Below are 11,982 nucleotides of genomic sequence, written 5' to 3'. Positions count from 1 at the left end.
ACTGTAAAAAATTTTTTACAGTTTTTTTACATTAAATTTAAATTAGATTAACATTGATGTTCTATACTATTTTCAAGAATAGAAAATTAAAAATTAAAATAAAGATAAAATTTAGGAGGAGTTTAAGGATGAAAATGAAAAAGTTTTTTCTAATGGGGTTAATGGCTATGATGGGAGCGTATTCAACAACAGCAATGGCATCAAAAGTTGTTCAAGTAAAAGGATCAGATACAATAGTAAATGTTTCTCAATATATTGCTGAAGAGTATATGGGGAAAAATAAGGATGCTAGAATTGCTGTTACAGGTGGAGGATCTGGAGTAGGAATTTCATCTTTAATAAACGGAACAGCAGATATAGGAATGGCATCTAGAAATATTAAGGATAAAGAGGTAAAAGCAGCAGAGGAGAAAGGGTTAAAATTAAAAGAAGTTGTTTTAGGGTATGATGGTATAACAGTAATAGTAAATGACTCAAATAAAGTAAATGATTTAACACATCAGGATTTAGCTAAAATATTTAGAGGAGAGATTACTAATTGGAAAGAGCTTGGAGGAGACGATGCTACAATAGTTGTTTTGTCTAGAGATTCATCATCTGGAACACATGAATTTTTTAAAGAGCATATTATAAGAGAAGAGAATACAAAGAAAGATGCAGAATATGGTAAAAATACTTTGTATATGCCTTCAAATGAAGCTATAAAGCAAGAAGCGAAGAGTAATAAATATGCAATCGGATATATAGGAATGGGATATATGGACAAATCTGTAAAGAGTTTAAAAGTAGATTCAATAGAACCTAGTGTACAAAATGTAGCAGATAAAAAATATCCAATAGCAAGAGAAATCTATTGGTATGTTATAGATACAGATAATAAAGATGTAAACGGATTAGTTGACTTTGCATTATCAGCAGATGGACAAAGAGTAGTTGCTGATGAGGGATTTGTTCCAGCAAAATAGTAGGTATAGGTGTCCTGATGAAAAAAGGACACCTTTTTTATATTTATGATATAATAAAAAGAAAAAATAGGGAGAGATGATATGAAGGTACTAGTAGTTGAAGATGATTTAGAGATACAGGCGTTAATAAACTATTATTTCACAAAAGAGGGTTATAAAGTAACCGTAGCTTCTGATGGATTAGAAGGTTTGAAGTATTTGAAAAAAGATAAACATGAATTAATCATCTTAGATTTAATGCTACCTAATTTAGATGGAATAAATTTTACGAAGATTGTAAAAGAGATGGAAGATGAGTACGGAACTCCTTACATAGTTATGCTAACAGCTAAAACAGAAGTTGAAGATGTGTTAAAAGGGTTAGAAATTGGAGCGGACGATTATATGAAAAAACCATTTGATCCTAGAGAACTTCTCTTAAGAGGAAAAAAACTTCTTAATCAGCAAGAAAAAAATAAAAAAATAAGAAATAGATTTTTAGATTTAGAAATAGATGAAGATAAACATTTAGTTACAAATAACGGTGAAGAAGTAGAATTATCTAAGAAAGAGTATGATTTACTTTTGCTTTTAGTTAAAAATAAAGGAATTGTAGTAAGTAGAGAGAAAATCTTAGATAAAGTTTGGGGAAGTAATTATTATTCAGGTGATCGAACTGTAGATGTGTATATATCTAAATTGAGAGAGAAAATACCATTTTTAACAGAGTGTATAAAAACCGTGAAAGGAGTAGGATACAGATTAGAAGAAAAGAGATAATCGCTTTATTTTTTATAGTTATGATTGAAATAATTTTTGTAATAACTAATATTTCATTTCTATCTCACTTGTATAAAGATGGGGTGAAAAACAGCTTAAAAGAAAATGTTTTTATTATATCTAATTTAATAAAGGAGTATGACAAAAAAGATTACCAACAAATATTTGAAAATTCTGATATGAGATTTAATATAATCGGTTTAAACGGAAAGGTTATATATGATTCAAGAAAATATAATGAAGAAGGAAAGCTAGAAAATCATGGAAATAGAAGGGAAGTTCTTGAAGTAAAAAATGCTGGAATAGGATTTGATATAAGGAAAAGTTCCATTTCAGATGAGACTATGGCATACTATGCAGTTGAAAGAAGCAATAAAGAGGGAGAAAAAGTAGTTGTAAGAGTTTCTAAAAATTATGGAGAAACTTTAAAAATGTTAAAGATAATTTTAGTTGCAGAACTTTTATTTTTTACATTTTTAAACTTTATAATACATGCTTTTTATAAAAAATATTTGAAAAGAGATTTGTATAGAAAGATAGAAGTTATTGAAGATTTTTTAAAAGAAAAAGGAAATGGAGAAAATCTGTATTTTGAAAAAGACCCTTGGATTCTCAATTTATGGGATATTGTCCAAAAGTGGCAAAAACAAAATTTGGAAAATATAGTTAATCTTAATAGAGAAAAGAGAATTTTACATCAAATAATAACATCTATAGATTCTTCAATATGTCTTTTTGATGAAAATTTACAATTAATAATTAAAAATAGTAGATTTAATTATCTTTATGAAAAGGATAAATTGAATTATTTAAATTTAATAAAAGATATTGAAATTATAGATATAGTAAAAAAAAGTGTAAGAGAAAAACAGAATCAAAAATCTGAAGTTTATATTTTAAGATTAAAAAGATATTTTAGTGTAAATGTTAAATTTTTAGATCAAGATCAAAGATATTTATTATCTATAAAAGATATAACTCAAACTAAAGGAATGATAGAAGTTCAAAAAACTTTTATAAGTAATGTAAGTCATGAATTAAAAACACCTCTAACAAATATAAAAGGGTATGTAATTGCGTTAGAAGATGCACCTGAGCCATTGAAAATTCAGTTTATAAAAACTATAAAAAATAATATAGACAAATTAGAGAATATAATTTCAGATTTCTTAAATATAAGTAAGATTGAAAGCTCAAATATTGTTAATATTGAAAAGGTACCAGTGGCAAGATTAAAAACAGAACTACACGCAATATTAAACGAAAGAATCAAAACAAGTGAAGCTAATATAACTTATAGTTTAAATCTTTTAAATAAAGATGGGGAACTAAAAATTGATTTTGAAAAAGTTTTGACTATTTTAAAAAATTTAGTTGAAAATGCTATTATATATAGAGGAGACTTAAGACCAGAAATAGAAATATCGATAATAGAAACAAAAAGTATGTATAAAATAGGTGTGAAAGATAATGGAGTAGGAATTTCACCAGAAGATGTAGAGAAAATATTTGAAAGATTTTACAGAGTAGATAAAGCAAGGACAAGTAATAAGGCTGGAACTGGATTAGGACTTTCCATTGTAAAAGAATTGGTTGAAAGATGTGGAGGGAAAGTAGATGTTATTTCTAAAGAAGGAAAAGGTACTATTTTTATATTTACAATCTTGAAATAAAAATTTACAAATTAAAACAGGTATGCTATAGTAAATTAGAACAAAACAACCAAAAAGGGGGATAAGATGGCTAAGGTAAAAAATATAATAGTTGCACATGCAGCTCAGATGAGTCAACAAGTAGGAGGAGCTGTAGATATATTTGGCTCTTTTGATAATATAATTCAACCTATATTTCCTCATCCTATGATGAGATTATCAATTGTTTTAACTTTTGAGGAGATTACAAAACCAACAGTATTTGAAGTTAGATTAAATGGACCAGATGATGATTTAATATCAAGAGGGGAGTTAACACCAATGGTAGACCCTTTAGGTGTTGGAAAAAAGATTGTAGATATTGATAGATTTTTAGTTAAAACAAGAGGAAGATATACAATAGATATATTTGAAAAAGAGGGAGAAGAATTAAAGTTTTTAAAAACAGAAACTTTATTTATAGCAGAGTACCCACCACAAAGAAGATTCACTCCAGAGCAAGTGGAGGAGATTTCTAAAAATGATGAGTTAATTAGAAGTGTAAAAACAGAATTCAAACCATTTGGGTTTGAGAATGCTATAAAAATTCAGCATAACTTATTAAAAGATGCTCCAATAGAGGATGGATTCTTAGCTATTCCTGAAAATGATAGATTAGAATTCGATGGTCAAGTTGTAGAATTAACTGGAGTTAGAAGACAAATTGAGTGGATGTTTGGAAATCCTATTCCAAAAGAGGAAGAAAATAAAGAAGAAGTAACTGAAACAACAGGTACTGAAGAAAAATAGTTAATTAAAGCTGCTTTTAAGGCAGCTTTTTTTTTGAAAATAAAAAAAGTGTTTGACAATTAATAAAAAAAATGATACTATCTTTGTGTACGGAAGGTTACCCTAACTGGTAAGGAACCGGTCTTGAAAACCGGCGTCGCAAGACTTCAGAGTTCGAGTCTCTGACCTTCCGCCATAAAGGATGGTGAAGTGGCAGAGTGGCCTAATGCACTCCCCTGCTAAGGGAGAGTACGGTTAATCCCGTACCGTGGGTTCAAATCCCACCTTCACCGCCATTATAAAAGCAGTTTAAGGTAGAATGACTACCTTTTTTTTATAGACAAATATGCATCCGTGGCTCAATTGGATAGAGCACCTGACTACGGATCAGGGGGTTAGGGGTTCGATTCCTCTCGGGTGCGCCATAAAAAAATTAAAAGACAGTTTTCACTGTCTTTTTTTATTTATTATATGCATTTCCTATTAATCCAACAGCTTTTTTTGCAGCTGTTATTTGTGCTTTAGCAATTTCTCTAGCTTTAGCAGCTCCTTTAGCAAGAACTTCTTCCACATATTCCATATTATTTACTAATTCTTCTCTTTTTTCTCTAGCATCTTTAAAGTATTCAAGAACAGCATTTAAAAGTTCAGTTTTAGCATGTCCATATCCATAGTTTCCAGCAACGAATTTATTTTTCATCTCTTCAACTTGTTCTTTAGTTGCAAAAAGTTCGTAAAGTTTAACAATATTGTTATTTGGATCCTTTGGTTCTTCTAAAGGAGTAGAATCAGTAACAATACTCATAATTTGCTTTTTAAGCTCTTTTTTAGATGCAAACATATTAATTGTATTACCATATGATTTACTCATTTTTTGTCCATCAGTACCAGGAATAACAGCTAAATCTTCTAAAATTTGAGGCTCAGGAAGTTTGAAAAGTTCAACTTCATATTGCTGATTAAATTTTAGTGCAATATCTCTTGTCATTTCTAGATGTTGTTTTTGATCTTTTCCCACTGGAACAATGTCGGCATTATACATAAGTATATCGGCAGCCATAAGAACAGGGTAAGTTAAAAGTCCTGTATTAGGTGTAAATCCTTTAGCAACTTTATCTTTGTATGAATGACCTCTTTCTAAAAGACCTACAGGGGTAATGTTAGAAAGTAACCACATAAGCTCTGTATGTTCAGGAACATCTGATTGTAAAAAAATTGTTGACTTTTCAGGATCAAGTCCTAAAGCTAAATAATCTAAAACTATATTATAAGAGTTTTCTCTAAGTGCTTTTGGATCAGTAAGAGATGTAAGTGAATGATAATCTGCAATAAAATAAAAACCTTCATATTTATCTTGGTTTTCTATAAACTGTTTCATGGCTCCAAAATAGTTTCCTAAATGTAATATTCCACTGGGTTGGATACCAGATATACTTCTTTTCATAAAAACTCCTTTTATACTATTATTATATTTTTATATATAAGTTTACATTATTTTACTAAAATTATCAATAGAACGTGAAAAATCTTGTTAAAGAAGAAAAAATTCAATATAATTAAGTAAAAGGGTAAAGGAGTGGAATTATGGAAGAGAAAATAAATAAATTTAGAGAAATGATAAAAGAGAAAAAAATAATAGACTCTATGTTAGCTTTACTTCAATGGGATTTGGAAACCCAAGCACCAAAAGGTGGTTATAAATTGATCTCTGAAATGATAGGAGAATTAAGCTTAAAGAGCTATAATTTAACTACTTCTAAAGAGTTTTTAGAGATGTTAAAAGAATTGAAAAAAAATGAAGAAAAATTAGATGATATAATAAAACGAGAGATAGAACTTTTAGAAGAAGAAGTTGAAAAAATAAAAGTTATACCTAGTGAAGAGTATAAAATGTACTCTGAACTTACAGCTAAAGCTCAAGGGATATGGGAGATAGCTCGAGAAAATAATGATTTTGAAAGTTTTGCTCCTATTTTAGAGCAAATTTTTAATTTTAATCGAAAGTTTATAGAGTATAGAGGAATAAAAGAGGATGTTTATTCAGAAATTTTGAATGATTATGAAAAGGGAATGAACGTTGAAAAGCTAGATAATTTTTTTGCAGAATTAAAAAAAGAGATTGTACCTTTATTAAAAGAAGTAAATAAAAACAAAAGAGACTTTCAAAAGAAAGTGAAGTTTGAAGTTTCAGAATACAATCAAAAGCTTTTTTCAAAAGAGATTTTAGAGTATATTGGGTTTGATTTAGAAAGAGGAGTTTTATCAGAAAGTGCTCATCCATTTACATTAACTGTAAATAAAGATGATGTTAGATTAACAACGAGATATCTAAAAGATTTTCCGTTTTCAAGTGTTTTTAGTACTATTCATGAGGGTGGACATGGAATATATGAACAGGGAGTAGATGAAATTTTAAAAGATACGATTTTATCTGATGGAGCCTCTATGGGTATACATGAATCTCAATCGAGATTTTATGAAAATATTATTGGGAGAAGTAAGGAATTTTGGTTTGGGATTCTAGAAAAAAGTAAATTTAAATATAGTGAATTATCAAAGTTAACATTAGAAGAGATTTATAAAGGAATAAATGAAGTTTCGCCATCTTTAATCAGAGTTGAAGCAGATGAATTAACGTATTCACTACATATAATGATACGTTATGAAATTGAAAAAGGGATTTTATCAAGAGAATACTTGGTAAAAGATTTACCAAGAGTTTGGAATGAAAAAATGTATGAATATTTAGGAGTAGTTCCATCAACAGATTCTGAAGGTGTTTTGCAGGATGTTCATTGGTCTTGTGGTCTTATTGGATACTTTCCATCATACGCTTTAGGAAATGTATATTCACTTCAAATTTTAAATGCTATGAAAAAAGATATAAATATAGAAGGAACATTGGAAAGAGGAGAATTAAAAAGAATTAAAGAATGGTTAAGAGAAAAAATTCATAGATATGGAAAGTTGAAAACACCTAAAGAGATTATGGTTTCAGTAACTGGAGAAGAATTAAATCCAGAATATTATATAGAGTATTTAAAAGAAAAATATAAAAATATTTATAATTAGGAGGGAGTTTTATGGAATATTTTGTAGGAATAGATATTGGAGGTACTAATAGTAAAATTGGAATACTAAATTCTGATGGCGATATTTTAAAAAGTACAAGCATAAAAACAGAATCAATAGAGGGAGTAGATTATACTTTAAATAAAATTTGGGGTACTGTTTTAGAATTATCAGATGAGTTAGATATATCTAGAGATATGATAAAAGGTATTGGTATGGGGATACCTGGACCAGTTATTGATCAGAAAAAAGTTGGTTTTTTTGCTAATTTCCCTTGGGAAAAAAATATAAATATTAGTGAAAAAATGGAAGAGATTTCTGGAATAAAAACAAGATTGGATAATGATGTTAACGTAATAGCTCTAGGAGAAACTTTGTATGGAGCTGGAAAAGGATATTCTAAAAGTGTAACAATAGCTCTTGGAACAGGAGTTGGTGGTGGAATATTTATAGATGGTAAATTAATTTCCGGTGCAACTGGTGCAGGTGGAGAAATTGGCCATATGAAATTAGAAAAAGAAGGAAAAGTATGTGGATGCGGTCAAAAAGGGTGTTTTGAAGCTTATGCATCAGCTACAGGAGTAATAAGAGAAGCTTTATCAAGATTACAAATAAATAAAAATAATGAACTTTATAGATTAATAGATGGTGATTTAAATAAATTAGAAGCTAAACATGTTTTTGATGCTGCTAAAAAAGGAGATAAATTCTCTTTAGAAATTGTCGATTATGTTTCAGAATATCTTGCTATGGGAATTGGAAATGTTTTAAATATTATAAATCCAGAAGTAATAATTTTATCAGGAGGAGTAGCTTTAGCTGGAGATATTTTGTTAGATAAAGTAAAAGAAAAACTACCAAATTATGCCCTAGGAATAACAATTGAAAATCTTCAAATTAAATTAGGACAACTTGGGAATGATGCAGGAATAAAAGGAGCTTCAGCATTAACAATATAAAAAATAAATAAAGTTAAGTATTTGTTGACAAAGTTTTATGAAAAGGTTAAAATACTCCTTGCGTAAAAAAATTAATTAAGGAGTAAGAAAAGAGAAAATGAATCAAAACAATCATGTAAAAATTGAAGTAGCAGACCCTTCAGCATTAGGACTATTAGGTCTTGCAATAGTTACATTGGTAGCATCAGCAAATAAGTTTGGAATTGTAAGTGGAGTATCGTTAGTAATTCCTTGGGCAATATTTTTAGGAGCTTTTGTTCAGTTAATAGCTTGTTTAAATGATATTAAACATGGAAATGTATTTGGAACTACAGCGTTTGGTGGATATGCATTCTTCTGGTTTGGAATGGCTATGAGCTGGATGATACAACTTGGAGTATTTGGTGAAGCTATGAAAGCTGCAGCAGACCCTAAAGCTTTTGGATTTGTATTTATAGGATATTTAATATTCACATTATACATGACAGTTGGAGCTGTTGAAACTAATAAAACATTATTAATAATATTTATATTAATTGACTTCCTATTTATAGGATTAGCTGGAACAACATTTGGAATTGCTCCTCATGCAATGCATACATTAGCTGCAGTATCAGAGTTTGCAATAGCTATGATGTCATTCTACGGATCAGCTGCAAATGTTTTAAATAAAACTTTTGGAAGAGAGTTTTTACCACTAGGAAAACCTTTAGGAATCTTCAAAAAGTAATTGACAAAAAAGGAAAAAATAGATATAATATATAGGTATAATAAATCCTTTCCCACAAAGGAACGCCGTTCGTTATATTAAAAAATATAACTATTTTCGAGGAGGAAAAAAAACGTGAAGAAATACACTGCAATGCAAAGAAAAGAAGACGTTGTAAGAGAATTCGTTCAATACGACGCAGAAGGAAAAATTTTAGGAAGATTAGCTGCAGAAATAGCTAAAAAATTAATGGGTAAAGATAAAGTTTCTTACACTCCACATATTGACGGAGGAGACTTCGTAATCGTTACAAATATCGAAAAGGTAGCTGTAACTGGAAAGAAATTAACAGATAAAGTTTACTACAGTCACTCAGGATTCCCTGGTGGATTAAAAGAAAGAAGATTAGAAGAGATTCTTGCAAAGAATCCTAAAGAAGCTTTAATGCTAGCTGTTAAGAGAATGCTTCCAAAGAACAGATTAGGAAGAGAGCAGTTAACAAGATTAAGAATATTTGTTGGAGCTGAGCACGCTCATACTGCACAAAAACCAGTAAAGGTAGAATTTTAATTAGGAGGGATTGACAGTGGCAGAAATGATTCAATATAGAGGAACTGGAAGAAGAAAAACTTCAGTAGCAAGAGTAAGACTTATTCCTGGTGGAAAAGGAATTGAAATAAACGGAAAAACTATGGCAGACTACTTCGGTGGAAGAGAGTTACTTTCTAAAATCGTTGAGCAACCATTAACATTAACTGAAACTTTAGATAAGTTTGAAGTTAAAGTAAACGTAATCGGTGGAGGAAACGCTGGTCAAGCTGGAGCTATCAGACACGGATTATCAAGAGCTTTACTAGAAGCTGATGAGACTTTAAGAGGAGCTTTAAAAGAAGCTGGTTTCTTAACAAGAGACTCAAGAATGGTAGAGAGAAAGAAATTCGGAAAGAGAAAAGCAAGAAGATCTCCACAATTCTCAAAGAGATAATCGCTTTTTTATTCAAAAAAATTATTGCAGATACAATTATGTATCTGCTTTTTTTTATTTTAAGAAATAAAAAAATAAATATATATAATAAATTTAAAGATAAAAAAAATATATGTTAAAAAGCTAATGACTATAAGTTCAGTGAAGTGTGAGTTGAAAAAATATTGTAAAATAAAGTGTTATTTTACAAAAAGTGGATTTTTAATTAAAAAAATGATTTAAGAGTAAACAGAGTAGACGTAAAAAGTGAGTAAAAAGTTTGGAAAAAAATAAAAAAATATTTACAAAAAGATTAAAATATTGTATAAACTAGGTAACGGGAGAAATTCAAAAACGGGGATTTCTAAAAAAAATAATAACTGGAGGGAATTTATATGAAAAAGTTAGCACTTTTATTAGGTTCTTTATTAGTAGTTGGAGCAACTGCATCTGCAAAAGAAGCTGTAGTAGCACCAGTAGAAGTATCGAAAGAGGTAGTAGTAGTAGCAGACGTGGTTGAAGAGGTAGTAGTAGAGGAAGCTTTCAGACCATCTGGATACATCGGATTAGAGTACAGAGCATACGGAGAAACTGAAGGGCATGGAGATAAAATTGTAAGAAATCCAATAGGAAACTTACCAGACACAAACCAAGATACATGGAATAGAGGGGCGAATAACAGAGCAAGACTTCAAACATCTTTTGGTATTCAAATGACTGAAAATTCTAAATTAGAAGGAAGAATTAGAGATTATACTAATTTAGAGTCATCATCTTCAACTGAGAAAAAATTAGGAAAAGATTATGGAACAGAAACTAGATTAAGATATTCTTATAAGCATAATGATGTTTTAACTTCTAGATTACAATATAGAGATGAAGAAAATGATTCTCAAAACTTTGAGTATATGTTAAGATATACAGCTTACCAAAATAAAGGTGGATTATTATCTAAAATAGTTTTAGCACCGAGCTTATATCACTCAATGGCAGCAGATAATGGTGGAGATTATTTAAATACAATTGGTTTAGATATCGAGTACGCAGGTAACTTACCATTAGGATTTACTTGGGATGGAACTTTATATTTAGATCAAAACTTCTATAATAAATCTGATAAGATTCAAAAAGGAGCAGATTCAACAACAGATAAAGAGTTTGTTGTAACATGGGAGCTTTACTTATATAGAACATTTGCGTTATACTCAACAGATAACTATAATTTAGATTTCAACTTTGAGGGTGGATATGATCCGTATGTATTTAGTCAATATGCAAGATACAATAAAGAAACAGGATTAAAAACATCTGATAAAGATACTTATAGCTTATATACATCTATGAATGTAGCTATAAATTACCAATTAACACCTGCTGTTTCTTTAAACGGTGGAGTTGGAGCAGAGTATAGAAACTGGGATAACGAAAACCAATCTTCAGCTAATGACTGGAGATGGCAACCATACGCATTCGCTGGTATGAAAGTAAACTTCTAATTCTATAGATAATAGTAGAAATTAAGTTTAAAATATTATTTCCTTGTAAGAATAATTCTTACAAGGAAATTTTTTTATAATAATATTTAATATGAGGAGGAAAAATGAAAAAATTCTTATTGTATTTTATAACATCAACAGTTTTAATAGCTAACGTTCCAGAAAGAGTTAATAATAACATTGAAAAAAACTCATATACTCAAGATAATTCGAGCATATATGTTAGAGATCAAGAGAGAGCTTATAAAAGAATAGTTTCTTTGGGAGAAAAAGAGGGACTTTCAAAAGAGAAGATAGATAATGAAGTTATAAGGTTAGAAAAAAAATATGGGACAGACTATGAAATTATTTACAAACATTTTTATTATGATGTAAAAGAAGTTTCTAAAAAAGAGAAAAAAAACGAAGAAATAAAAAAAATAAATAACGAAAAAAAAATAGAGTATAAAAAAATAATGAAAGAATCAAAACTTCCTGAAAATATAAAGGCTTATATAGATAATCAAGCGCAAAATAAATATCCTAATGATTATTTTCAGAGAGTAAAATATACAGAAGAGTTAATAGAATTTTATAATTTTATAAAAAAATAAAAAAGTTATTGACATAATGTAAAAAAAATGGTATTATTATTTTTGTCAGCGGGAAACACCGCAGAC

The 11,982-nt window shown here is 29.2% G+C and carries 12 protein-coding genes and 3 tRNA genes; 14 read left to right on the top strand and 1 reads right to left on the bottom strand.

Going from position 1 to position 11,982, the window contains the following annotated elements; genetic code table 11:
- Positions 1 to 128: 128 nt before the first annotated feature.
- The 7 genes from HMPREF0202_RS07275 to HMPREF0202_RS07245 all read left to right on the top strand — a co-directional run bounded on the left by HMPREF0202_RS07275 (position 129) and on the right by HMPREF0202_RS07245 (position 4,569).
- Positions 129 to 965 (top strand): phosphate ABC transporter substrate-binding protein, encoded by an 837-nt coding sequence (locus HMPREF0202_RS07275; RefSeq protein WP_023052406.1) that lies wholly within the window; start codon positions 129 to 131, stop codon positions 963 to 965.
- A gap of 81 nt (positions 966 to 1,046) precedes the next feature.
- Entirely contained in the window at positions 1,047 to 1,724 is a 678-nt protein-coding gene (locus HMPREF0202_RS07270; protein WP_023052405.1) for a response regulator transcription factor, read from the top strand.
- 20 nt (positions 1,725 to 1,744) lie between these two features.
- Positions 1,745 to 3,397, top strand: a complete 1,653-nt coding sequence (locus HMPREF0202_RS07265; protein WP_023052404.1) for a sensor histidine kinase — start codon at positions 1,745 to 1,747, stop codon at positions 3,395 to 3,397.
- A gap of 66 nt (positions 3,398 to 3,463) precedes the next feature.
- A complete protein-coding gene (locus tag HMPREF0202_RS07260) occupies positions 3,464 to 4,165 on the top strand; it encodes a hypothetical protein (protein WP_023052403.1) in 702 nt (233 codons plus the stop codon).
- Between the two features lie 91 nt (positions 4,166 to 4,256).
- Positions 4,257 to 4,340: transfer RNA gene (locus HMPREF0202_RS07255), tRNA-Ser, on the top strand.
- 8 nt (positions 4,341 to 4,348) lie between these two features.
- A tRNA-Ser gene (locus HMPREF0202_RS07250) sits at positions 4,349 to 4,440 on the top strand.
- Positions 4,441 to 4,492: 52 nt separating this feature from the next.
- Positions 4,493 to 4,569, top strand: a tRNA-Arg gene (locus tag HMPREF0202_RS07245).
- Between the two features lie 35 nt (positions 4,570 to 4,604).
- On the opposite strand, the gene trpS is transcribed toward HMPREF0202_RS07245, so the two are convergent.
- The gene (trpS, locus tag HMPREF0202_RS07240) at positions 4,605 to 5,588 is read right to left on the bottom strand and encodes a tryptophan--tRNA ligase (protein WP_023052402.1); all 984 of its coding nucleotides are present in this window, start codon (positions 5,586 to 5,588) and stop codon (positions 4,605 to 4,607) included.
- Between the two features lie 140 nt (positions 5,589 to 5,728).
- Between trpS and HMPREF0202_RS07235 the strand changes: the two genes are divergently transcribed.
- From HMPREF0202_RS07235 to HMPREF0202_RS07205, 7 genes are all read left to right on the top strand, one after another.
- Positions 5,729 to 7,216 carry a carboxypeptidase M32 gene (locus HMPREF0202_RS07235; RefSeq protein ID WP_023052401.1) on the top strand — a complete coding sequence of 496 codons (1,488 nt, stop codon included), beginning with the start codon at positions 5,729 to 5,731 and terminating at the stop codon, positions 7,214 to 7,216.
- 11 nt (positions 7,217 to 7,227) lie between these two features.
- Positions 7,228 to 8,175, top strand: coding sequence for an ROK family protein (locus HMPREF0202_RS07230; protein WP_023052400.1), 948 nt, complete (start codon positions 7,228 to 7,230; stop codon positions 8,173 to 8,175).
- A 97-nt stretch (positions 8,176 to 8,272) separates the two neighbouring features.
- Positions 8,273 to 8,884, top strand: coding sequence for an acetate uptake transporter (locus HMPREF0202_RS07225; RefSeq protein WP_023052399.1), 612 nt, complete (start codon positions 8,273 to 8,275; stop codon positions 8,882 to 8,884).
- Positions 8,885 to 8,998: 114 nt separating this feature from the next.
- A complete protein-coding gene (rplM, locus tag HMPREF0202_RS07220; protein ID WP_023052398.1) occupies positions 8,999 to 9,433 on the top strand; it encodes a 50S ribosomal protein L13 in 435 nt (144 codons plus the stop codon).
- A gap of 16 nt (positions 9,434 to 9,449) precedes the next feature.
- Positions 9,450 to 9,848, top strand: a complete 399-nt coding sequence (gene rpsI / locus HMPREF0202_RS07215; protein ID WP_023052397.1) for a 30S ribosomal protein S9 — start codon at positions 9,450 to 9,452, stop codon at positions 9,846 to 9,848.
- Positions 9,849 to 10,222: 374 nt separating this feature from the next.
- On the top strand, positions 10,223 to 11,323 hold the full coding sequence (locus tag HMPREF0202_RS07210; protein WP_023052396.1) for a FomA family porin-like outer membrane protein: 1,101 nt from the start codon (positions 10,223 to 10,225) through the stop codon (positions 11,321 to 11,323).
- Between the two features lie 104 nt (positions 11,324 to 11,427).
- The gene (locus HMPREF0202_RS07205; RefSeq protein WP_023052395.1) at positions 11,428 to 11,916 is read left to right on the top strand and encodes a hypothetical protein; all 489 of its coding nucleotides are present in this window, start codon (positions 11,428 to 11,430) and stop codon (positions 11,914 to 11,916) included.
- Positions 11,917 to 11,982 lie beyond the last annotated feature (66 nt).

Origin of the sequence: Cetobacterium somerae ATCC BAA-474, from assembly GCF_000479045.1 — a bacterium.
GTDB classification, from domain to species: domain Bacteria; phylum Fusobacteriota; class Fusobacteriia; order Fusobacteriales; family Fusobacteriaceae; genus Cetobacterium_A; species Cetobacterium_A somerae.
This window is presented reverse-complemented; position numbering and strand designations above follow the sequence as displayed.